Genomic DNA, 22,329 nt, shown 5'->3' on the forward strand with positions numbered 1-22,329 from the left:
GTCGTCACCTCCTGGGACGTCGTGGGGCGGGCGTCAGCTGGTGCCGAGACCGGCGGCGTCGACCGGACGCTCGCCCTCGGCCTTGAGAACCTTGTTGAGGATCGTCAGGTCGTAGATCCCCTTCAGATCCGGCTTGGCCAGCAGTCCGGCCTTGACCGCGTGCGCCGCCTCGCTGTCGAGGCTGGCGGCCAGCGGGTCGTCGGTGAAGCGGACGGACTTCCACGCCGGGTCGAGCACCTGGGCCGGCAGCGCCTTGCCCGAGTCGTCCGCGAGCTGCTTGTTCGCGGCCTGCTTCGCCTGCTCCGGGTTGGCGTTGATCCACTTGTTGGCCTCGACGGACGCCCTCAGCACCGCCTCGACGGCCTTCGGGTGCTCCTTGAGGAACGCCTGGCGCACGATGATGTTGGTGATCACGAACTTGTTGCCCGGCCACAGCGAGGACTCGTCCAGCAGCACCTTGCCGCCCTCGGAGACCAGCTTGGACGCGGTCGGCTCCGGCACCCAGGCGCCGTCGACGGAGCCCGACTTGAAGGCGTCCGGCGTCACCTTGTTGTCGCTGCGCACGACCGTGACATCGCCCTTGCCGCTCTGCGGGTCGACCTTCCAGCCCTGCTCCGCGGCCCAGTTGAGGAACGCCACGTCCTGCGTGTTGCCCAGCTGCGGGGTGGCGATCTTCTTGCCCTTGACGTCCTTCAGGGACGTGATCTTCTTCGGGTTGACGACCAGCTTCACCCCGCCGGAGGCCGAACCGCCGATGATCTTCAGGGACTTGCCGTCGGACTTGGTGTAGCCGTTGATCGCCGGGGAGGGGCCGATCCAGCCGATGTCGATGGAGCCCGAGTTCAGCGCCTCGATCTCGGACGGGCCGGCGTTGAAGGTGGCGTACTCGGCCTTGGTGGCGCCCAGTTCCTTCTGGAACAGACCGCGTTCCCGGCCCACCAGCGCGGTGCCGTGGGTCAGGTTCGGGAAGTACCCGATCTTCACGGAGTCGAGACCGTCGGTCTTCTTCGCCCCGGCGGCGACCTTCGCGGTGTCGTCGGTCTTCGCCTCGGAACCGTAGCCGCACGCGGCGAGCGTGAGCAGGGGGAGAGCGGCCAGCGCGGCTATCGAGCGGCGCAGTACGCGGGAGTTGATGGCAGGCACGGGAGGGTTTCCTCTCGTTGGCCCGGCGGTCACGGTCTCTCAGGTCGTGGCCGGGAGGTCGGCAGGTCTTCGTTTACGGCGGTGGGGGGTGAGGGCGCGCGAGCGGTGCGCGTACGTCAGCGCACACATCGCGCGACCCCGCCCTGGCCGCTGCCGAGGGCGCCGCTGCCCACACGGCCGCCCTCCTTCGCGAACGCCGAGAAGAAATCGGGAGGGTTCATGGTCAGAAGTCCCAGCCGTCGTCGTCCGCCGCGCTCTTGACGGGGTCGGGCGCCGCGAACGACTCGCCGACCATGCCCGCGGTGAGCGTGGTGCCGTCGGCCGGGTCGATCAGGATGAACGAACCGGTGCGGCGGGAGTCGGCGTAGGAGTCGACCGGGAGGGGCTCGGCCGTGCGGATCTTGACGCGGCCGATGTCGTTGGCGGCGAGCTGCCCGGGGTGCGGGTGCAGGGACAGGTCGTCGAGGGTGAGCCGGGACGGGATGTCCTTCACGATCGCCTTGACGGTGCGCGTGCCGTGCTTGAGCAGTACCCGGTGGCCGACCGTCAGCGGCTGGTCGGCGACATGGCAGACGGTCGCCTCCACGTCCTGCGTGGTGGGCGGCGCGTCCTTCGTCGGCACGATCAGATCGCCGCGCGAGACGTCGATGTCGTCCGCCAGCAGGAGGGTCACGGACTGCGTGGTCCAGGCGACGTCCACCGGTTCGCCCAGCAGGTCGATGCCGGAGATCGTCGAGGTCCGCCCGGACGGCAGGACGGTGACCTCCTCGCCGACCCGGAAGCTGCCCGCCGCGATCTGGCCCGCGTACCCCCGGTAGTCGCGGTGCTCCGCGGTCTGCGGGCGGATCACGTACTGCACGGGCAGCCGGGCGTGGCAGTGCGCCAGGTCGTGGCTGACCGGGACGGTCTCCAGGTGCTCCAGCACGGTGGGACCGCCGTACCAGTCCATGTGCGCGGACGGTTCCACCACGTTGTCACCGGCCAGCGCGGAGATCGGGATCGCCGTCACCTCCGGGACGCCCAGCTCCGTCGCGTACGCCGTGAACTCCTCGGCTATCGCGGCGAACACGGGCTCCGCGTAGTCCACCAGGTCCATCTTGTTGACCGCGAGGACGACGTGCGGGACCCGCAGCAGGGCGGCGATCGCGGCGTGCCGGCGGGTCTGCTCGACCACCCCGTTGCGGGCGTCGACCAGGATGACGGTCAGCTCCGCCGTGGACGCGCCGGTGACCATGTTGCGGGTGTACTGCACATGGCCCGGGGTGTCGGCGAGGATGAACCGCCGCCGGGGCGTGGCGAAGTAACGGTACGCCACGTCGATGGTGATGCCCTGTTCGCGCTCGGCGCGCAGGCCGTCGGTGAGCAGGGCGAGGTCCGGAGTGTCCTGGCCACGGCTCGCCGACGCCCGCTCCACGGCTTCGAGCTGGTCGGCGAGGACCGACTTGGAGTCGTGCAGCAGCCGGCCGACGAGGGTGGACTTGCCGTCGTCCACGGAGCCGGCGGTGGCGAACCGCAGCAGGGTGGTGGCCGAGAGTGCCTCGGTCGTGGTGGTGCTCATGGCTAGAAGTACCCCTCGCGCTTGCGGTCTTCCATCGCGGCCTCGGACAGCTTGTCGTCCGCGCGGGTGGCGCCCCGCTCGGTGAGCCGGGACGCGGCGATCTCGGCGATCACGGCGTCCAGGGTCGTGGCGTCGGAGTCGACCGCGCCCGTGCAGGACATGTCGCCGACGGTGCGGTAGCGGACGAGGCGCTTCTCCACGGTCTCCCCCGTGCGCGGGCCACCCCAGTCGCCGGCGGTCAGCCACATGCCGTCCCGCCGGAACACCTCGCGCTCGTGGGCGAAGTAGATCTGCGGCAGCTCGATGCCCTCGCGGGCGATGTACTGCCACACGTCCAGCTCGGTCCAGTTGGACAGCGGGAACACCCGGACGTGCTCGCCGGGGGCGTGCCGGCCGTTGTACAGGTTCCACAGCTCGGGGCGCTGGCGGCGCGGGTCCCACTGGGAGAACTCGTCGCGCAGCGAGAACACCCGCTCCTTGGCGCGGGCCTTCTCCTCGTCGCGGCGGCCACCGCCGAAGACGGCGTCGAACTTCTCCGACTGGATCTTCTCGGTCAGCGGCAGCGTCTGGAGCGGGTTGCGGGTGCCGTCCGGGCGCTCCTTGAGGACGCCCCGGTCGATGTAGTCCTGCACGGAGGCCACGTGCAGGCGCAGCCCGTGCCGCTCGACCGCGCGGTCCCGGTAGTCCAGCACCTCGGGGAAGTTGTGCCCGGTGTCCACGTGCAGCAGCGCGAAGGGCACCGGCGCCGGCGCGAACGCCTTCAGCGCCAGATGCAGCATCACGATCGAGTCCTTGCCACCGGAGAACAGGATCACCGGGTTCTCGAACTCGCCCGCCACCTCGCGGAAGATGTGCACCGCCTCGGACTCCAGCGCGTCCAGGTGCGACAGGGCGTACGGACTGTCCGTACCGCCCTGGACCTCGGCGACCGCGGTCATGCCAGTCCCCTCTCGTTCAGCAGGGCGTACACGGCAGCCGCGGACTCCTGCACGGTCTGGTGCTGCGACTCGATCCGCAGCTCGGGCGACTCCGGCTCCTCGTACGGGTCGTCCACACCGGTCAGCCCGGTCAGCTCGCCCGCCGCCTGCTTGGCGTACAGACCCTTCACATCGCGGACGCTGCACACCTCCACCGGCGTCGCCACATGCACCTCCAGATACGGCGTGGCGTTCTCCTCGTGCCGCTTGCGCACCGCCTCCCGGCTGTCCGCGTAGGGTGCGATCACCGGCACCAGCGCCAGCACCCCGTTGCGGGCGAGCAGTTCGGCGACGAAGCCGATGCGCTGCACATTGGTGTGCCGGTCCTCGCGGGAGAAGCCGAGGCCCGCAGAGATGAACTCGCGGATCTCGTCCCCGTCGAGCACCTCCACCCGGCGCCCCTCGGTCCGCAGCCGGGCGGCCAGTTCATGGGCGATGGTGGTCTTGCCGGCGCTCGGCAGCCCGGTGAGCCAGACGGTGGCTCCGGTGGTCACGTCGTTCTCCTGTGTCGGATCGGGAATCGGGCGGGGCGTCATCCGTGCAGCCCGCACTCGGTCTTGGCGCGGCCCGCCCAGCGTCCGGCCCGCGGGTCCTCGCCCTCCAGTACCCGGCGGGTGCACGGGGCGCAGCCGATGGAGGGGTAGCCGTCCATCAGCAACGGGTTGGTGAGGACGCCGTGTTCGGCGATGTAGGCGTCCACGTCGTCCTGGGTCCAGCGGGCGATGGGGGAGACCTTGACCTTCTGCCGCTTCTCGTCCCAGCCGACGACCGGGGTGTTCGCCCGGGTCGGCGACTCGTCGCGGCGCAGTCCGGTGGCCCAGGCCCGGTAGTTCGCCAGGCCCTCCGCCAGCGGCCGCACCTTGCGCAGGGCGCAGCACAGATCGGGGTCGCGGTCGTGCAGCTTCGGGCCGTACTCGGCGTCCTGTTCGGCGACCGTCTGCCGGGGGGTGAGGGTGATGACGTTGACGTCCATCACGGCGGCCACCGCGTCCCGGGTGCCGATGGTCTCCGGGAAGTGGTAGCCGGTGTCGAGGAAGACGACGTCCACGCCCTTGCGCACCCGGGAGGCCAGGTGCGCGACGACGGCGTCCTCCATGGAGGAGGTCACGCAGAACTCCTCGCCGAAGGTGTCCACCGCCCAGCGCAGGATCTCCAGGGCGGAGGCGTCCTCCAGTTCGCGGCCCGCGCGCTCGGCCAGCTCCCGCAGCTCCTCGGTGGTGCGCTCTTGCCGAACTTCCGTCATATCCGTCCGCCCTTGTGGTCGTCGGCTCGCCGCAGTCCCTGGGCGAGCAGCCCGAGGAATTTCAGCTGGAAGGCGCGGTTGCACGCGCCGCACTCCCATGCGCCGTGGCCCTGTTCGTTCGGCCGCAGGTCCTCGTCGCCGCAGTAGGGGCAGTGGAAAGGTGCCGCACGCTCGCTCACGACAGGGCCTCCTCGGTGGCGCGGCCGGCCCAGGCGGCGAACCGCTCGCCGTCCTCGCGCTCGGCCAGGTAGCGCCTGAGCACCCGCTCGATGTAGTCGGGCAGTTCCTGCGAGGTGACCTTCAGCCCGCGCACCTTGCGGCCGAAGCCCGCCTCCAGACCGAGGGCGCCGCCCAGGTGCACCTGGTAGCCCTCGACCTGGTTGCCGTCCTCGTCCAGGACCAGCTGGCCCTTGAGACCGATGTCCGCCACCTGGATGCGGGCGCAGGCGTTGGGGCAGCCGTTGATGTTGATGGTCAGCGGCTCGTCGAACTCGGGGAGCCGGCGCTCCAGTTCGTCGATCAGGGCGCTGCCGCGCGCCTTGGTCTCCACGATGGCGAGCTTGCAGAACTCGATGCCGGTGCAGGCCATGGTGCCGCGCCGGAACGGGGACGGGGAGACGCTGAGGCCGAGCGCGTCGAGTGCCGCGCGCAGCGGGTCGACCTGGGCCTCCTCGACGTCCAGCACGATCATCTTCTGCTCGGTGGTGGTGCGCACCCGCCCGGACCCGTGCGCCTCGGCGACGTCGGCGATCTTGGCCAGGGTGGCGCCGTCGACCCGGCCGACGCGCGGCGCGAAGCCGACGTAGAAGCGGCCGTCCCTCTGCCGGTGCACGCCCACGTGGTCGCGCCAGCGCTCCACGGGCTGGGCCGGTGCCGGGCCGTCGATCAGCTTGCGCTTGAGGTACTCGTCCTCCAGTACCTGCCGGAACCGCTCCGCGCCCCAGTCGGCGACCAGGAACTTCAGCCGGGCCCGGTTGCGCAGCCGCCGGTAGCCGTAGTCACGGAAGATCGAGATGACGCCCTCGTGGACGTCGGCGACCTCCTCCAGCGGCACCCAGGCGCCCAGCCGCACCCCGATCTTGGGGTTGGTGGACAGCCCGCCGCCGACCCACAGGTCGAAGCCGGGGCCGTGCTCGGGGTGTTCGACGCCGACGAACGCGACGTCGTTGATCTCGTGCGCCACGTCCAGCAGCGGCGAGCCGGAGACGGCGGTCTTGAACTTGCGCGGCAGGTTCGAGTACGCCGGGTTGCCGATGACGCGCCGGTGGATCTCCTCGATGGCCGGGGTGCCGTCGATGATCTCGTCCTCGGCGATGCCGGCCACCGGGGAGCCGAGGATCACACGGGGCGTGTCGCCGCAGGCCTCGGTGGTGGACAGGCCCACCGCCTCCAGGCGCCGCCAGATCTCCGGCACGTCCTCGATCCGGACCCAGTGCAGCTGGATGTTCTGCCGGTCGGTGATGTCGGCGGTGCCGCGCGCGAACTCCTGGGAGACCTCGCCGATGACCCGCAGCTGCGCGGTGGTCAGCCGGCCGCCGTCGATCCGCACCCGGAGCATGAAGTACTCGTCGTCCAGCTCCTCGGGCTCCAGGATCGCGGTCTTGCCGCCGTCGATCCCCGGCTTGCGCTGGGTGTACAGGCCCCACCAGCGCATCCGGCCGCGCAGATCGGTCGGGTCGATGGAGTCGAACCCGCGCTGGGCGTAGATCGTCTCAATACGTGTCCGTACGTTGAGACCGTCGTCGTCCTTCTTGAACTGCTCGTTGCCGTTGAGCGGTGTGAAGTGGCCCTGGGCCCACTGGCCCTCGCCGCGGTGACGGCTCACCTTGCGGCGGGGCGCGGAGGCGGCTGGGTTCTGTGGGGTGGCGGCCATGGCTGCTACGTCCTTCGGGACCGGAGGAAAGGCGGGTCTGACGGCTCTGACCTGCACGTACAGGTGCGCACGGGCAGGGGTGCGCGGCCGTGCGCGGGCAGGGGTCAGGCGGAGATCGCAAGTGCGGGAACGGCGGTGCTGTAGGGGTCAGCTCGCCGGACAGATGGCGCTGGACATGCGGCCGAGGTCGACGTGCCGCCGACTCACCAAGGCAATTCCAGTTCCAGACATGACGGCAGCGTGTCACGGCGATCTGGACAGAGTCCAGCTTCTTCCGGCATGCGGACACCCTTGTCCCACATCGCGGGACAAGGGTGTCGTCGCTCACATGTGCCGGGTGGAGGCTTGTCCCGGCAGGTCAGGCAGAGTAGGCGCCGGGCCAGGGGCCCGGTGTCGCCACGTCGGGCTCCGGCTCGACCCTGGTGTCGTACAGCTTGAACCCGCGCCGCTGGTAGTTGGCCATGGCGAACTCGCCGTCCCTGTCGCAGGTGTGCACCCACACCCGCTTCGTCGGCGTCCGGTCCGGCCAGCGCTCGGCGAGGTCCCAGGCGCGGGCGGTGCCCTGGGCCAGCAGATGGCCGCCGATGCCCCGGCCCCGGAAGGCGGGCAGCAGCCCGAAGTAGAGGATCTCCACCGCGCCCTCGTCCTGCGCCTGCAGCTCGACGTACCCGGCCGGGGTGCCGCGGTCGTAGGCCACCCAGGTCTCCGTCCCCGGCTGCTCCAGCAGCTCCTGCCAGCGCGCGTACGACCAGCCGAGCCGGTCGGTCCAGCGGATGTCCCCGCCCACCGCGGTGTACAGGAACCGGTTGAATTCGGGCGAGGGCACCTCCGCGCGGACGATCCGGACATCGCCTTCGGGGGCGGCGGCGGGCAGCAGATCGGCCGGGGTCGTCTGCTCCAGGTACCAGGTGGTGACAGGGACGCTGCTCATGCGGGCCAGGGAATCATCCCGCCGCGGGGTCTGTCGACGGCCGCCGTGCCCCGCCCCGCGCGTGGTGAGACGGCCGCCACTGCCCGGCTCCCGGGGCCGCCGATCCCGGCCGGCCCGTGCGGGCGCCGATCCTGCCCGGTCTGTTGGGGCGTCCGTAACGCCCGGCCCCTGGGGTCGCCGATCCAGCCCGGCGCGTGGGGGCGCCGGACTCGCCCGGCCTCAGTCCAGTGACCGGTCCAGCTCCGCCAGCGGGAGCGTGAACAGCATCCGGTCGGACAGGGACCACACCTCGCCGGTCTCCTGCCAGTACGACAGGGAGCCCGGGGAGTCGGCCCAGCAGCGGTGGGTGCCGTCCGCGCCGCACTCGGCGGCCTCGGCGCCCCGGGTGTCCTGGCGCAGCAGCCCGCCGTGCCCGTCTTGCGAGCCGGGCAGCCGTCCCACATACCAGGACGGACGCGCCGCCCCGGCCCGCCGGTACGACAGCACGCCCCGGATTCCGGTCACCCGGGTCCGGTACTCCTCCACCGCGTTCACCTGCCCCGCGGCGTTCGTGGCGAGCAGCCCCTCGTGCCCGGGCGCGGTGCTGAACGCGTACCGCCACAGCCGTGCGGTCCGCTCGCTGCCGGGGGTGGTCCACTCGGCGGCGACCAGACTGTCCGGCGCCGTGCTGCGGTCGAGCGCCAGCGCGCCCGGACAGGGCGGCCCGGACGCCGAGCAGCGGCCCCCGGTGAAGCGGTAGGTGCCGACCGCGGGCATCACGTACCGGTAGCCGTCGGCGGACCAGCCGCCGCGCACCCGGCCGACCGCGGGCCCGTCGACCGTGGTGCGCAGGATGCGGTCGACGTCGTACACATAGAGCGCGGTGGCATCGGCCCGCCGGGTGGTGACCAGGAGTTTGTCCTGGTACCAGACCATGGAGGAGATTCCGGAACCGAGGCTCCGGTAGTCGCGGCCACCGTCCACCGGCACCACCAGCAGCACCCAGCGGTAGGCGAGCCGGTCCGGGTCGTCGGCGTTCACGAAGGCGACCCGGGCGAGGCCCCGCTCGGCACGCGGGCCGTCCTCGGCGCTGTGCGTCCACCCGCTCAGGACGACCCGGTGACTGCCCCAGACCCCGTCCTCGTCGGCGTCCCCGGACGTGGTCACCGAGGTGGGCCGCCAGTCCGTGCCGGCGGTGGTGTCGGCGGGGTCCCAGCAGTAGGCGCGGGCGGGGGAGGGGGTGACCGGCAGGGAGGCGCGGTCGGTGTCGGAGCAGTCGGCGCCCTCGGCGAGGGTGCGGTCGGCGCTGTCCAGCACGGTGTCCACACCGACCGGACGGCCCATCGCGGCGGCCAGCCGGTCCAGGGCACGGGCGGGCACCAGGTGCTCGCGCAGCCGCAGCGGGGCGGTGTCCGCCGGGGCGGTGAGCGCCTTGAGCGCGCCGGGGCGCTCGGTGACCTGCGCCTGGGAGGTGCTGATCAGGGTGGCGGCCGCGGTCAGCGCCAGCGCGGTCCCGGTCAGCGCGGCGCGCAGGGCCGTACCCCGCCTGCGCCGACGGTGTCTGCCGCGATGGTTCATGTCGCCCCCTCTTCAGGGTCCCTTCGCTCCGGCGCGCGCCGTCGCCCCGGGCCTGCGGCCGGGGTGGTCCAACTGCGCCCGGCGACGCGCCGGTTGACGCGCACCCCGTGCCACCGGGCCCGTAGGGATGCTACGGCAGTAACGGTCCGCGCAGGGCGAAGACCCCGCAAATACCCGGAAGACACGCGGGAACAGCGCCGCCCCCGCCGTCACGCGGGCGCCGGACGGTCCTCCATCAGGGCCACCCGGCGGCGCTCCACCGCCCCGGCCGTCGAACGGGGCAGCAGGTCACGGGGGTTCTCGGGCAGCAGCAACTCGACGTCCGCCGCTTCAGAGAAACGATACGGCCGATGCTGGAGAAGTCCCCCGAGATACCGGCGTATCCGCGACATCTCCGCCCGCACCGTCACCGTCCGTGACGGATCCCCGAACAGATCCCCGGCCAGCTCCGCCGCCCCGCGCCCGCCGGGGTGTTCGGCCAGCAGGAACAGCAACTCCGCGTGCCGCGGGCTCAGTTCCCGCGACCAGGTGCCGGCCGAGGACCCGGCCGACACCGTCACCGCCGCGCGCTCGGGCCGGGTCAGGTCCAGCACGACGCGGGAGCTCGACGCGGTGTGCGGGTCCTCGTCCGCCCGCAGCAGCCAGCCCCCGCACAGCGGTTCCACCGCGCACCAGCCGAGCGACGGCAGCCACCGGCGGCCCGGCACCAGCGACTTGGGCAGCCCCACCCGCCGCACGTACGGCATCCCCGTCACGGCCGCCGCCCAGCCGTCCCGGTCCACCACCAGGGCCCGCCCGGCAAGCCGCGCCAGCACCGGCGCCGCCACCGCCCGCAGCCGCTCCAGCGAGGTCAGGTGCATCTCCCGCAGCCGCGCCTCGGCGAGCTTGGCCACCGAGTCCACCCAGGCGAGGGTCGCCGGATGCATGGTCTCCAGCGGACCGCTCACATCCACCACTCCGAGCAGCCGGCCGTCCCGCGGATCGGTGATCGGCGCCCCCGTGCACGTCCAGGAGGAGTGCGAGCGCACGAAGTGCTCGGCGGCGAACACCTGCACGGGCCGGCGCACGACCGCCGGGGTGCCCACCCCGTTGGTGCCGACCACGTCCTCCCGCCAGTCCGCGCCCAGTTCGAAGCCGAGCCCGTCCGCCTTGCGCAGCACCGGGCCCGACCCCTCGCGCCACAGCACCCGCCCCTCGGCGTCCGCGACGACCATGATGTGCTGGGCGACGTCGGCGACCGAGAGCAGCCCCTCGCGCAGCACCGGCAGGACATGCCGCAGCGGCGACTCCTCGCGCCGCCGCCGTACCTCCTCCGGGGGCAACAGCCCCGATCTGCAGTCGCGCTCCGGGTCGACGCCGCTGCGCAGCATCCGCCCCCAGGACTGCTCGATCACCGGCCGCGGCGCGACGGGCCCGCGCTGGCCGGCGAGCGTCGCCTCACGCACCGCGTTCATCACCCGGGCCGCCTGCGCCGCGTCCAGGGCGGCCAGACGCGCCACGTTCATCGGCGGGTTCACCACGGGTCCCCTCCCGGAGAAGAACGTCGAACAAACTCCTCAAGCCGCCCGGGCGGCGCATTCCGGTCGGCTGTTCCTCTCATACTGCCGGTCCGGGCAGGCCGGAGGCACACACTCCGCGCATGTGCGCCGAGAAGTTGCAACCCCCTGCAACCCTGGTGAACCGTCCGAACCCGGCCGAGACTTGACCACGGCGCCCGCCGTGGCGTCCACGGGCTGCAACGGGCCCAGTGGCGGGGGTGGTGCCGTGTCGGCGCAGCACCACCCCCGGCCGGGCACCGGCCGATTCCGGCCAGGACATCGAACAACCCCCCGTGGACGTGCGGTGCTTCAGGCGACCGGCCGTGCCCGCTCGACCACCGGGGCCAGGTCCAGGCCGCCCGGCAGCGTGCCGAACGTCCCGCCGTGGTCACCGCCCAGCCGGGAGGCGCAGAAGGCGTCGGCCACCTCCGGCGGCGCGTGCCGCACCAGCAGGGACCCCTGGAGCACCAGCGCGAGCCGCTCCACCAGCCGCCGCGCCCGGCCCTCCACGCCCTCCAGATCCGCCAGTTCGGTGAACAGGCCCTTCACCGCACGGTCCAGCCGGTGATCGGCGCCGTGCGCCTGCCCGATCTCGGTCAGACAGGCGTCCAGCGCGGCCGGCTCCCGCCGCAACGCCCGCAGCGCGTCCAGCGCCTGCACGTTCCCGGCGCCCTCCCACACGGAGTTGAGCGGCGACTCGCGCACCAGCCGGGGCAGCCCCGACTCCTCCACGTACCCGTTGCCGCCCAGGCACTCGGCAGCCTCGACCACGACCGGCGCGCACCGCTTGGCGATCCAGTACTTGGCGGCCGGCACCGCGAGCCGCAGGAAGGCGCGCTCCCGCTCGCCCCCGTCGTCGTACGCCGCCGCCAGCCGCATCGACAGCGCGGTCGCCGCCTCCGACTCCAGCGCGAGGTCGGCGAGCACATTGCGCATCAGCGGCTTGTCCACCAGCGGGCCGCCGAACGCCTCCCGGTGGCCGCAGTGGTGCACCGCCTGCGCCACCGCCTGCCGCATCAGGCCCGCCGAGCCGAGCGCGCAGTCCAGCCGGGTCGCGGCGACCATCCCCATGATGGTCCGCACCCCGCGTCCCTCCTCGCCGACCCGGCGCGCCCAGGTGCCGTCGAACTCCACCTCGGCGGAGGCGTTGGACCGGTTGCCCAGCTTGTCCTTGAGCCGCTGGAGCAGGAAGACGTTGCGGGTGCCGTCGTCCAGGACGCGTGGCACCAGGAAGCAGGTCAGGCCCCCGGGGGCCTGCGCCAGCACCAGGAACCCGTCCGACATCGGCGCCGAGCAGAACCACTTGTGCCCGGTGAGCGCGTAGGTGCCCTCCTCGGCGAGCGGACGGGCCAGGGTGGTGTTCGCCCGGACGTCGCTGCCGCCCTGCTTCTCGGTCATGCCCATACCGAACAGGGCGCCGGGCTTGTCCGCGGCCGGCCGCAGCTCCTGGTCGTAGACGGTGGAGGTCAGCCGGGGCTCCCAGACCGCGGCGAGCGCGGGGTCGGTGCGCAGCGCGGGCACCGCCGCGTGCGTCATGGACAGCGGGCAGCAGGTGCCCGCCTCGACCTGGGTCCACAGCAGGAACCCGGCCGCCCGGCGCACATGCCCGGCCGGCCGCGTCCAGGCGCCGGTCAGCCCCGCCGAGACGCCCTTGCCGAGCAGCCGGTGCCAGGCCGGGTGGAACTCCACCTCGTCGATCCGGTGGCCGTAGCGGTCGTGGCTGCGCAGCCGGGGCGGCTGCTCGTTCGCCTGTGTCGCCCACTCCTGGACCTGCGCCGAGCCGCCGGCCCGGCCCAGCGTCGACAGCTCACCGCGCACCTCGTCCAGCAGCGCGTCCGGAGTGTGCCGCTCGACGGCCTCCACCAGCGCCCGGTCGGCGGTGAACAGGTCGTAGCCGGCCAGCGGGGGCGGCTGGTTCGTCACGGTGTGGAGGGAGATGCCTGCCATGATTGCGAACCTACCCGGAACGGCGGTGGTGATGGCCTCCAGGGTGACACAGGGCGGCCGCCGCGACCGGGCGAAAACGGGCAGGTGTGCACAGGGTGCGACGAGCTGATCGGCAGAGCGCCCCGCGAGGTGAGACAGGCCCGTTGCTGCGGATACCTTTGGGTCGTGCAGCCAGCAAGTGAATCCCCCGAACGGCCGGTCGGACGGCTCCACCGGGCCCGCGCCCTCTACCGGAACGTCTCCAAGCGCAGGACCGCCTGGCTGCTGCTCAAGGACACCGTCAACTCCTGCATGGAGTACCGCATCCTCGGACTGGCCGCCGAGGCCGCGTTCTTCACCCTGCTGTCCGTGCCGCCGCTGCTCCTGTGCCTCATCGGGCTGCTCGCCTACGTCGACACCTGGACCGGCGCGCACACCATCGGCAGCCTGGAGACCAACATCCTCGACGCCTCCCGGACCGTCCTGTCCGACAAGGGCGTCAAGGAGATCACCGAACCGATCCTGCACGACGTGATAAAAGGCGGCCGGCCCGACGTCATCTCCCTGGGCTTCCTGTTCGCCCTGTGGTCGGGATCCCGCGCGGTGAACGTCTTCATCGACACCATCACCGTCATGTACGGCCTCGACGGCGTCCGGGGCATCGTGCGCACCCGGATCATGTCCTTCGTGCTGTTCATCGTGGCGCTGCTGATCGGCTCGGTGGCGCTGCCGCTGATGGTGGCGGGCCCGGACGCGGTGGTCCGGGTGGTGCCCTGGTCGGAGACGGTGGTGCAGGTCCTGTACTGGCCGGTCGTCATCGTCCTGTCCATCGTGTTCCTGACCACCCTGTACCACGTGTCGGTGCCGGTGCGCTCGCCCTGGATCGAGGACGTCCCCGGGGCCCTGGTCGCCCTGGCCATGTGGGTCCTCGGCAGCTTCCTGCTGCGGATCTACCTCGTGCACACCATCGAGGGCGCCACGATCTACGGCTCCCTCGCCGCGTCCGTCGCCGTCATGTTGTGGATCGGCGTGTCCGCCTTCGCCGTGCTCGTCGGCGCGGCCGTCAACGCCGCCATCGACCGGGTGTGGCCGGCCGCCGCCACGGCCGCCGCCCGCGAGGCCAACGAACGGGTGCGCTCGGCGCAGATCGCCGAGTACGTCGCCCGCGCCGCCGCGGCCCGCGAGGCCGACCCGGACCCGGACGACCCCGACATGCCCTCCGAGTTCCCCGAACGCTGGTCCCGCTTCCTGCCGCCCGAGGACGTCACGGCCCGGCTGCGCGCGCACCCGAAGAACGCGCCGGGGCCGGGCAAGGAGAAGAAGGACCAGGGCAAGGCGAACGGGGAGCAGCGGCACGCCCTGGGCAACGGGAACGGGACTGGCAACGGGAACGGGGCCGGGGACGGCAACGGGGGTCCGCCCTTCCGGCACTGGTGACGTGACCGGACCTGATGTGGACCGGGGAGCGGCTGCTGGTCGCCGGCCCTGACACCCGCCCCCCGTTCCCGGCCCCGAGGGCCGCGCCGCTGGGCGGGGGTCCGTTTCCACCCCGGCACCGCGCCGGCCCTGCTGGGTGTCCCCGCCCGCGAACTCCTCGATCGACGGACGGAGTTGGCCGATCTGCGGCCGGCCGCCCAGGTCCGGTGGCTGCACGACCGGATGGCGGCGGCGGCCGACCCGGCGACCGCCCTGGAGGACAGCGCCCCGGACCGGACGCCCCGGGCGGACGCGAGCCGGGTACCCGGGTGGCCCCGGCCGAGGGCTCAGCCGAAGGTGACCGGCCCCTTGGGCGTGTCCACGGTGAAGGTCAGCGAGACCGGTCCCTCGGACAGGGCGAGACCGGTGCCCAGGGCCGCCAAGGATCCGGCCACCTCCCGCGGTCCCGGAGCGGTGGCGGACACCTCCAGCAGGGGAGTGACCGGCAGGCCCCCCGAGGCGGTGGGGTGGCGCGAGTCGCCCCAGTCGATCAGGAACGGCACCAGCCCGGAGGGGTGCGCGTGGTCGCCGCCGGTCAGCCGCCAGCGCAGCACCGTGCCGTCCGGGGTGCGCCGGCTCATCGGGTGCGCGGGGCCGGGGTCGTAGCCCCGCGCCCGGGCCGCTGCGATCGCCTCGTCCAGGTCCGGCGGACTGATCGCCCAGGTCAGCACGCGCGGTCCGGGCAGCCGGTCGACCCCGAACGGGCGCGCCCCGGCGGGCTCCGGCTGCTCCGGGTCCGGGCCGACGATCTCCAGATAGGCCCGGCCGCCCAGCCCCACCAGATGGTTGCGGGTGCCATGGCCGAGGTGCGCGCCACCGGGCGCGGGCGTCACGCCGGTGCGCCGCGCGAACTCGACGACGGTCGCGGCCAGATCGGGAGTGGCGAGGACAAGGTGGTCCAGATACGCGGGAATGGCGTTCACCCCGTGGGAGGCTACGGTCAACCACCGCGCCGTTCAAGGCCGTCGGCCGCCCCGGGCCCGCGGCGGCCGCGCCCCGGTGCGCCCCCGGACGCACCGGCGGCCCTTAGGGTCACGGCATGGCCCCGACGCTGCTGCTCTACACCCGCACCGCCGACTACCGGCACGACTCCATCCCGGCCGCCGTCGCCGCCGTCCGCGCCCTCGGCCGGTACACCGTCGAGCACACCGAGGACCCCGCCGCCCTGGAGCAGCCGCTGGACGGCTACGCGGCCGTCGTCTTCCTGTCCACCAGCGGCGAGGTGCTGACCCCGGCCGGCCGCGCCCGGCTCGCCCGCCACCTGGACGCCGGCGGCGGCTTCGCCGGGGTGCACGCGGCGGCCTGCACGGAGTACGGGTGGCCGTACTACGGCGGCCTGCTCGGCGCCCGCTTCGCACGGCACCCCGCCTACCAGCCGGGCCGGGCCCTGGTCGCGGACCCCGGCCACCCCGCGACCCGGCACCTGCCCGCCGCCTGGGACTTCACGGACGAGTGGTACGACTTCGACGCCCCCGTGCGCGGCGGGGCACGGGTGCTGCTGCGGGCCGACGAAAGCTCGTACGAGGGCGGCGGGATGGGCGCGGACCACCCGCTGGCCTGGTGCCGCGAGCGCGGCGCGGACGGCGGCCGGGTCTTCTACACCGCGCTCGGGCACGCCGAGGCCGCCTACCGCGACCCGGACTTCCTGGCGCATCTGGACGGCGGGCTCGCCTGGGCGGCCGGGCTGATGTGAGGCCCGCCGGACCGATCCACAGCCCGCGACCCCTCAAGTGACGTTTCTGCGGTGAACCGGTTGCTCCACCCGAGTGAGTAAAGCTTGCGTAATCACTCGCCAATGTGTGTACCTGGTGATGCTCTTGGCTTGGTAAAGGGCGCTTGGGTGCGGCGGCTCCCGCCGTCGTGCCACCCACCCACAGGAGGAGCCGGACCTTGACTTACGGGAAGAAGCTGCGCGATCGCATCGCCGGGCCCGGGACCACACCGCTGATCGGCGTCTACGACATGTACTCGGCATCGATCGCGGCCAAGCACTACGACGGGATGTTCGTCTCCGGATTCGGTTTCGCGGCCTCGTACTACGGACTGCCGGACATCGGTTTCATCGCCTGGCCCGACATGGTGGCCTTCGTCCAGCGGCTGCGGGGCGCGTTCCCGCACCACCATCTCCTGGTGGACATCGACGACGGGTACGTCGACCCCGAGGTCGCCTGCCATGTGGTCGAGGGCCTGGAGCGCATCGGCGCCTCGGGCGTCATCCTGGAGGACCAGAAGCGGCCCCGCCGCTGCGGCCACGCCGACGGCAAGCAGGTGCTGCCCCTGGAGGAGTACCTGGAGAAGCTCGACCAGGTCCTGGCGACCCGCAAGGACCTGGTGGTCGTCGCCCGGACCGACGCCACCGACGAGCACGACATCCTGCACCGCGCCGAGCGGCTCGCCGCGACCGACGCCGACGTGGTCCTGGTCGACGGCGTGCGCAGCGTGGAGTGGATCAAGCGGATCCGGAAGGTCGTCGGCGACAAGCCGCTGCTGTTCAACCAGATCGCCGGCGGCAAGTCCCCCCGCCTCTCCCTCGGCGAACTCTCCGACCTCGGCGTGGACGTCGCCATCTACAGCACCCCGTGTCTGTTCGCCGCGCACGAGGCGATGGACTCCGCGCTCACCGGGCTGAAGGCCGCCGACGGCCGGCTGCCCGAGGTGGATCCCGCGAGCGGGATCGGTGTGCAGGCGTCCACCACCCTGCTGGAGCGCAACATCGCCCGCGACCGGCTCGTCCCCCAGAGCGTGGGCGTGTGACCGGCGCCCGGGTGGCCCGAGCCCGGGCGGCGGTGGCGCTCGCCGTCGCCTTCCTCGGCGGCGGCGCCGTCCCGGCGGTCGCGGACGACAGCCTGATCACCGTGGTCGACAACTCGCACGCCGACTCCTGGCTGGAGGTCGACCGCACCGCCAACGTGCAGACCGGCCGGGGAGACGCCGGCAGCGACCACGACGGCAGCGCTGTGGACGCCATCGAGGCGCTCTTCGGCAACCCCCGCCCGTCGGACGAGGAGGACTGAACACAGACCGAACGAACCCACGCGCCCACGCGGTCCTGCGGCCGCGTGCTCGGGGCGACGGTGGCCGGGCACCTCCCCCTTGCGGGAGGCGGCCCGGCCTCGTCGTGTCCGGCCGTCCGGGTACGTCGGACGGCCTACCGGGTGGTCTGTGCACCGGAATACATCCGGTCGCCGTGTTGCTCTGATGTGAACAGGGCAAAACTCGTCGGCGAAGGGCTGGTGGGCGATGACGGCAGACCCGACGGGCCCGGTGGCCAGAACGCCCCACGGGGCGGTCCGCGGCCGGTACGAAGCCGGAGTCGCGGTGTTCCGGGGCATCCCGTACGCCGCCCCGCCCTTCGGCCCCCGGCGCTTCAGGCCGCCCGAGCCGCCCGAGCCCTGGGACGGGGTGCGGGACGCGGGCGCGTTCGGACCGACCGCGCCGAAACCGCCGTACTCCGAGGCGTTCGCCCAGTACCTGTCCGACCCGGCCATCCCCGGCGACGACTGCCTCAATCTCAACGTATGGACGCCCGACCCGGCGCCCGGCGCCCGGCTGCCCGTCCTGGTGTGGCTGCACGGCGGCGCCCTGACCAGGGGTTCCTCCGCCGTGCCGGTCTACGACGGCCGCACCTTCGCGCGCGACGGCGTCGTCTTCGTCTCGGTCAACTACCGGCTGGGCGTCGAGGGCTACGGACTGTTCCCGGACGCGCCGCCCAACCCCGGCCTGCGCGACCAGCTCGCCGCGCTGCGCTGGGTGCACGAGGCGATCGGCGCCTTCGGCGGCGACCCCGACCGCATCACCCTGTGCGGCCAGTCGGCGGGCGCCATCAGCGCCGGCGTCCTGCTTGCCTCGCCGCACACCGACGGCCTGATCCGGCGCGCGGTGCTGCAGAGCGGCGCGCCCGAGGTCTCCGACCGAGACAAGGTACGGCGGATGGTGCGCCGGATGGCCGCCCGGCTGAGGATCCCCGCAACCGCCGAGGCCTTCGCCGCCGTCGACCGCGAATTGCTGCTGCGCACCCAGGCCGAGGTCGGCCGGCTCTCCAGCCCGGTGCTCGGCGGGCCGGCGTTCGGCATCGTCGTCGACGGCGACCTCGTGCCCCGCGACCCGCTGAAGGCCCTGGTCGAGGGTGCCGCCGCCCGGGACGTGGACCTGCTGATGGGCTGGACCCGGGACGAGTACCGGCTGTGGCTGGTGCCCGGCGGACTGGTGGAGCACGTCGACCGGCTCGGCGCCGTCGCCCTCGCCGGGGCCATGGCCCGCTGCCACTCCGGACACGAGGTCCCGCGCGGCTACCGCGCCCTGCACCCCGAGGCGGGCGCCGCCGAGATCGTCGGCCAGATGGTCACCGACCACCTGCTGCGCGTCCCGCTGCACCGCCTCGCCGACGCCCATCCCGGCACCAGCCACCTCTACGAGTTCGCCTGGCCCTCCCTGCTCCCCGGACTCCGTGCCTGCCACGCCCTGGAACTGGGCTTCGTGTTCGACTCCGGCGACATCCCCGAGTCGCAGAAGCTCGCCGGGCAGGGCGCGCCGCACGAGCTGTGCGACGAGATGCACACGGCGTGGGTGCGGTTCGCGACGAGCGGGGACCCCGGCTGGGAGGCGTGGGACGCCTCGCATCCGGTGCGGATCTTCGGCGACGGTGTCGCGCATACCGCATACGGTCCACGGGACGCGGAAGTCGCCCTGTGGTCGGCCGTGCCCCGCACCCCGCCGCCAGGCCCCGCCGCCGTTCCCCGCGCCCCCGGCGCCGAACTGGCCTCCGCCATGCGCCGCCTGCGCCGCTCGGTCGGCGCCCTGCGCCGCTGATCCGGGGGCGGGGGACCGGGGGCGGGGTGCGGTTGTCGCCCGGCCGGGGCCGGCGGACATCGGGGGCCGGGCGGGTCGCGGCAGGTCCGGCCGGTTCGGCGGGCTTTGCGGGTTCGGCGGACCTCGGGGCCCCGGCGGTCCCGGCCGCCCGGGGGAGGGTGACCGGGCCGACGGCGCGCGGCAGCGGATGGAGCGGACGGGCCTGTGGACGGGGCCTGCGGCGGCGCCGCGGTGGGTGCACCGGACGAGGCCCGCGTCGCGTCAGGCCGTCCCCGTCTCCAGCGCCCGCGCGATCGAGGCGATGGACTCGGGGCCCACCCGGCAGCAACCGCCGATCAGCCGCGCCCCCCGGGCCCGCCACGCCGTGACCTGCCCGGCGCCGAACGTGGTGCGCCCGTCCCAGGCCCGGGCCCCCGCGTCCCAGGACTCCCCGCTGTTGGGGTAGGCCACCACCGGCTTCCCGGTCACCCGCGCCGCGATCTCCACGGCGGGCCCCACGTCCCGGGGCGCGCAGCAGTTCACACCGACCGCGATCACCTCGTCCGCTTCGGCCGCCAGGGCGAAGGCCTCCTCCAGGGGCTGCCCGGCCCGGGTGCGCGGACCGTCGACCGTATACGAAAGCCAGGCCGGCACCCCGAGCCCGCGCACCGCGCGCAGCAGCGCGACGGCCTCGTCGGCGTCCGGCACCGTCTCCAGCGCCAGCACGTCCGGCCCGGCGGCGGCCAGCACCTCCAGCCGGGGCCGGTGGAACCGCTCCAGCTCGGCCACGCCGAGCCCGTAGCGGCCCCGGTACTCGGAGCCGTCCGCGAGCATCGCCCCGTACGGTCCCGCCGAGGCCGCCACCCACAAGGGCCGCCGCACGCCCGCCTCCCGCGCCCGCCCGGTCGCCTCCCGGGCCAGCCGCACGCTCAGCGCGAGCAGCCGGGCCGCCTCCGCGCGCCCGATGCCGCGCCGCGCGAAGCCCTCGAAGGTGGCCTGGTAGCTCGCGGTGATCGTCACGCTCGCGCCCGCGAGGAAGTAGGCGAGGTGCGCCTCGGTGATCGCGTCCGGCCGCTCGGCGAGCAGCCGCGCGGACCACAGCGCGTCGCTCAGGTCGTGCCCGGCGGACTCCAGCTGGTTGGAGAGTCCGCCGTCGAGTACGACGGTGCCGGCGGCGAGGGCCGCGGCGAGGCCGGGGGAGCAGGCGTTGCCGGTCATGCCACGACGCTAGCCCAAACGACGTACCGTCTGCCCGGCCCGGCCCGGCCCGCCTGCGCCTGCCGGTCGGGTCTGTCTGCTGCCGAGACGGCGGTGTGGGCGCTTACGGTCGCGCGTGCCTGGGCAGGGTGAGGATCTCGGCTCCGTCGTCGGTGATCGCGATGGTGTGCTCGCTGTGCGCGGTGCGGCAGCCCGTCGCGCTGCGCAGCGTCCAGCCGTCGGCGTCGGTGACGAGGGTGGCGGTGTCGGCCATCACCCAGGGCTCCAGGGCGAGCAGCAGTCCGGGGCGCAGCTTGTATCCGCGGCCGGGCCGCCCGGTGTTCGGGACGTGCGGGTCCTGGTGCATCGTCGAGCCGATGCCATGGCCGCCGAACTCGGTGTTGACCGGGTAGCCCGCCTTGCCGAGGACCGTGCCGATGGCGTGGGAGAGGTCGCCGATGCGCGCCCCGGGCCGGGCGGCGGCGATACCGGCGGCGAGCGCGCGTTCGGTCGCCTCGATCAGCGCGACGCTCTCCTCCGGCCTGGTGTCGCCCACCAGGAAGCTGATCGCCGCGTCCGCGGCCACCCCGCCCCTGGCCACGGCGAGGTCGAGCGTCAGCAGGTCCCCGTCCGCCAGCGCGTAGTCGTGGGGCAGCCCGTGGAGCACTCCGTCGTTGACGGCCGTGCAGATGTAGTGCCCGAACGGGCCGCGCCCGAAGGAGGGCGCGTAGTCGACGTAGCAGGACTCCGCACCCGCCTCGATGATCATCTCCTTGGCCCACCGGTCGATGTCCAGCAGGTTCGTCCCGACCGTGCTGCGCTGCTTCAGCGTGTGCAGGATGTCTCCGACCAGGGCACCGGTGTCCCTCGCCCGGTCGAGCCGCGCGGAGTTCAGGATCTCGATCATGGAGGACCTCTCATGTGCGTCCAATAACAATACCGGTCTAACTGTACCGGTATTAGAATGGGCTCATGGTCAGGTTGCCGCTCACCCCCGCCGAGGTCGAACGCGGACAGCGCCTCGGGGCCCTGCTCCGCCGGGCCCGTGGCCGCCGCTCGATGCTGGACGTGGCGCTCGCCTCGCACATCTCGCCGGAAACCCTGCGGAAGATCGAATCCGGCCGTGTGGCCACCCCCGCCTTCCCGACCATCGCGGCGATCGCCGACACCCTCGGCCTGTCCCTCGACGCCGTCTGGGCCGAGATCAGCGGGGCGGAGCGAACCGCAGGGGATCAGCCGGTCCTGGCCGTCGCACGGCATCCGTCGCTGGCCTCGTAACGCCGCACGCGCCCGACCGCTCCCCGGACGGCGGACACCGGCCTACGACGGGCTCCGCGCCCCGGAGAGCAGCGACTCGGCCAGCCGGTCGGCGAACTCCACCGGGTGCTCCAGCGTGCCCAGGTGCCCGCCGGGGAACTCCGTGAACGCCCCGCCCAGCCGCTCGGCCAGGAACTCGGCGGTGCGGTACAGCACGTGGCCGTGCGAGTCCGCCCCCGCCACGAGCGTGAGCGGGACGCTCGCCGGCACCGCGGCGGGCGCGTACCGGGTGAACGGGTGCAGGACCCGGGCGAGGAACACCCCCATCGGCGTCGCCGACTCCCCCTCGGCCGGCGGTCGCCCGGGGCCGTCCAACCGGCCGATGAGCTCGGCGCGCCGCTCGGCACCGTCCGGCAGCACGGTGACACAGGGCGGCTCGTGCGCCACCACGTGCGCCAGCCGCCCCGGATGCCGCGCGAGCAGGTCGAGCACCGCGATACCGCCCGAGCTGGTGCCGAACACATACGCCGGCTCGCCCTCGGGCAGCACCGCCTCCAGCACCCGGTGCGCCCCCTCGCTCCAGTCCGCCACCCGCTGCTCGGCCACCGGCAGACCGAGCCGGCCGTGCGCGAGCCCCAGCGGGTCGTACGTCACCACGGTGAACCGTGTCGCCAGCCGCTCGACCAGCGGCTCGAGCCCCATCGGATGCCCGGCCCCGCCCGGCAGTACCAGCAGTACGGGGCCGCCGCCCGTCACCTCGTAGTGGTCGCGGCCGTCCTGGCACGCCGTCTCGGTCATCGCTCGTCCTCTCCCGGGTGGCAACGCCCGCCCGGCTGCCGGGCGTTGATCGTCTCGCCCGGGAGAC

Annotated in this window: 22 protein-coding genes and 1 pseudogene; 7 read left to right on the forward strand and 16 right to left on the reverse strand. The window is 73.4% G+C overall.

Going from position 1 to position 22,329, the window contains the following annotated elements; all coding sequences use genetic code 11:
- Positions 1-33: 33 nt before the first annotated feature.
- The 12 genes from ACSP97_RS27965 to ACSP97_RS28020 all read right to left on the reverse strand — a co-directional run bounded on the left by ACSP97_RS27965 (position 34) and on the right by ACSP97_RS28020 (position 12,767).
- Positions 34-1,143: an aliphatic sulfonate ABC transporter substrate-binding protein gene (locus ACSP97_RS27965; RefSeq protein WP_355148276.1), complete on the reverse strand. Its 1,110-nt coding sequence runs from the start codon at positions 1,141-1,143 to the stop codon at positions 34-36.
- Between the two features lie 223 nt (positions 1,144-1,366).
- Entirely contained in the window at positions 1,367-2,701 is a 1,335-nt protein-coding gene (locus tag ACSP97_RS27970) for a sulfate adenylyltransferase subunit 1 (RefSeq protein ID WP_355322462.1), read from the reverse strand.
- A gap of 2 nt (positions 2,702-2,703) precedes the next feature.
- Positions 2,704-3,639, reverse strand: a complete 936-nt coding sequence (gene cysD / locus ACSP97_RS27975) for a sulfate adenylyltransferase subunit CysD (protein ID WP_355322464.1) — start codon at positions 3,637-3,639, stop codon at positions 2,704-2,706.
- On the reverse strand, positions 3,636-4,172 hold the full coding sequence (gene cysC, locus ACSP97_RS27980) for an adenylyl-sulfate kinase (RefSeq protein ID WP_355148270.1): 537 nt from the start codon (positions 4,170-4,172) through the stop codon (positions 3,636-3,638). The genes cysD and cysC overlap by 4 nt, the downstream gene beginning before the upstream one ends.
- Positions 4,173-4,210: 38 nt before the next feature.
- On the reverse strand, positions 4,211-4,921 hold the full coding sequence (locus tag ACSP97_RS27985) for a phosphoadenylyl-sulfate reductase (protein WP_355148268.1): 711 nt from the start codon (positions 4,919-4,921) through the stop codon (positions 4,211-4,213).
- Positions 4,918-5,100, reverse strand: a complete 183-nt coding sequence (locus ACSP97_RS27990; RefSeq protein WP_070025559.1) for a hypothetical protein — start codon at positions 5,098-5,100, stop codon at positions 4,918-4,920. The genes ACSP97_RS27985 and ACSP97_RS27990 overlap by 4 nt, the downstream gene beginning before the upstream one ends.
- Positions 5,097-6,794 (reverse strand): nitrite/sulfite reductase, encoded by a 1,698-nt coding sequence (locus tag ACSP97_RS27995; protein WP_364728101.1) that lies wholly within the window; start codon positions 6,792-6,794, stop codon positions 5,097-5,099. Before ACSP97_RS27995 ends, ACSP97_RS27990 begins: the two co-directional genes overlap by 4 nt.
- A gap of 147 nt (positions 6,795-6,941) precedes the next feature.
- Positions 6,942-7,025 (reverse strand): putative leader peptide, encoded by an 84-nt coding sequence (locus tag ACSP97_RS28000; RefSeq protein ID WP_309486338.1) that lies wholly within the window; start codon positions 7,023-7,025, stop codon positions 6,942-6,944.
- 127 nt (positions 7,026-7,152) lie between these two features.
- Positions 7,153-7,725, reverse strand: a complete 573-nt coding sequence (locus tag ACSP97_RS28005; RefSeq protein WP_358275476.1) for a GNAT family N-acetyltransferase — start codon at positions 7,723-7,725, stop codon at positions 7,153-7,155.
- 219 nt (positions 7,726-7,944) lie between these two features.
- The gene (locus tag ACSP97_RS28010) at positions 7,945-9,282 is read right to left on the reverse strand and encodes a hypothetical protein (RefSeq protein WP_440554799.1); all 1,338 of its coding nucleotides are present in this window, start codon (positions 9,280-9,282) and stop codon (positions 7,945-7,947) included.
- Between the two features lie 209 nt (positions 9,283-9,491).
- Positions 9,492-10,787, reverse strand: coding sequence for a GAF domain-containing protein (locus tag ACSP97_RS28015; protein ID WP_440554822.1), 1,296 nt, complete (start codon positions 10,785-10,787; stop codon positions 9,492-9,494).
- 342 nt (positions 10,788-11,129) lie between these two features.
- Complete coding sequence (locus ACSP97_RS28020) at positions 11,130-12,767, reverse strand: acyl-CoA dehydrogenase family protein (RefSeq protein ID WP_440554832.1); 1,638 nt, start codon at positions 12,765-12,767, stop codon at positions 11,130-11,132.
- Between the two features lie 165 nt (positions 12,768-12,932).
- Between ACSP97_RS28020 and ACSP97_RS28025 the strand changes: the two genes are divergently transcribed.
- Together ACSP97_RS28025 and ACSP97_RS28030 are read left to right on the forward strand one after the other, a co-directional pair.
- Entirely contained in the window at positions 12,933-14,183 is a 1,251-nt protein-coding gene (locus ACSP97_RS28025; protein WP_355322474.1) for a YihY/virulence factor BrkB family protein, read from the forward strand.
- Positions 14,184-14,197: 14 nt separating this feature from the next.
- Positions 14,198-14,474, forward strand: a pseudogene (locus ACSP97_RS28030) (DUF6597 domain-containing transcriptional factor); the annotation flags it as partial.
- A gap of 35 nt (positions 14,475-14,509) precedes the next feature.
- Here ACSP97_RS28030 and ACSP97_RS28035 read toward each other — a convergent pair.
- Positions 14,510-15,145, reverse strand: a complete 636-nt coding sequence (locus ACSP97_RS28035; protein WP_440554834.1) for a VOC family protein — start codon at positions 15,143-15,145, stop codon at positions 14,510-14,512.
- Between the two features lie 116 nt (positions 15,146-15,261).
- On the opposite strand from ACSP97_RS28035, the gene ACSP97_RS28040 reads away from it, so the two are divergent.
- The 4 genes from ACSP97_RS28040 to ACSP97_RS28055 all read left to right on the forward strand — a co-directional run bounded on the left by ACSP97_RS28040 (position 15,262) and on the right by ACSP97_RS28055 (position 19,031).
- A complete protein-coding gene (locus ACSP97_RS28040; protein WP_355532514.1) occupies positions 15,262-15,915 on the forward strand; it encodes a ThuA domain-containing protein in 654 nt (217 codons plus the stop codon).
- A gap of 197 nt (positions 15,916-16,112) precedes the next feature.
- Positions 16,113-16,976: an isocitrate lyase/PEP mutase family protein gene (locus ACSP97_RS28045; protein ID WP_070025567.1), complete on the forward strand. Its 864-nt coding sequence runs from the start codon at positions 16,113-16,115 to the stop codon at positions 16,974-16,976.
- Positions 16,973-17,236, forward strand: a complete 264-nt coding sequence (locus ACSP97_RS28050) for a hypothetical protein (RefSeq protein WP_355148250.1) — start codon at positions 16,973-16,975, stop codon at positions 17,234-17,236. The genes ACSP97_RS28045 and ACSP97_RS28050 overlap by 4 nt, the downstream gene beginning before the upstream one ends.
- Before the next feature lie 226 nt (positions 17,237-17,462).
- Positions 17,463-19,031, forward strand: a complete 1,569-nt coding sequence (locus ACSP97_RS28055; RefSeq protein WP_440554837.1) for a carboxylesterase/lipase family protein — start codon at positions 17,463-17,465, stop codon at positions 19,029-19,031.
- Positions 19,032-19,292: 261 nt separating this feature from the next.
- On the opposite strand, the gene mmuM is transcribed toward ACSP97_RS28055, so the two are convergent.
- Both mmuM and map read right to left on the reverse strand, forming a co-directional pair.
- Complete coding sequence (gene mmuM / locus ACSP97_RS28060) at positions 19,293-20,228, reverse strand: homocysteine S-methyltransferase (protein ID WP_440554839.1); 936 nt, start codon at positions 20,226-20,228, stop codon at positions 19,293-19,295.
- 103 nt (positions 20,229-20,331) lie between these two features.
- Entirely contained in the window at positions 20,332-21,114 is a 783-nt protein-coding gene (gene map, locus ACSP97_RS28065; RefSeq protein WP_440554841.1) for a type I methionyl aminopeptidase, read from the reverse strand.
- Positions 21,115-21,179: 65 nt separating this feature from the next.
- Between map and ACSP97_RS28070 the strand changes: the two genes are divergently transcribed.
- Positions 21,180-21,485 (forward strand): helix-turn-helix domain-containing protein, encoded by a 306-nt coding sequence (locus tag ACSP97_RS28070; protein ID WP_355148242.1) that lies wholly within the window; start codon positions 21,180-21,182, stop codon positions 21,483-21,485.
- 42 nt (positions 21,486-21,527) lie between these two features.
- On the opposite strand, the gene ACSP97_RS28075 is transcribed toward ACSP97_RS28070, so the two are convergent.
- Complete coding sequence (locus tag ACSP97_RS28075) at positions 21,528-22,262, reverse strand: alpha/beta fold hydrolase (protein WP_440554843.1); 735 nt, start codon at positions 22,260-22,262, stop codon at positions 21,528-21,530.
- Between the last annotated feature and the right edge of the window lie 67 nt (positions 22,263-22,329).

It is taken from the genome of Streptomyces sp. SCPE 10, from assembly GCF_051980735.1.
Classification (GTDB): Bacteria; Actinomycetota; Actinomycetes; order Streptomycetales; family Streptomycetaceae; genus Streptomyces; species Streptomyces misionensis.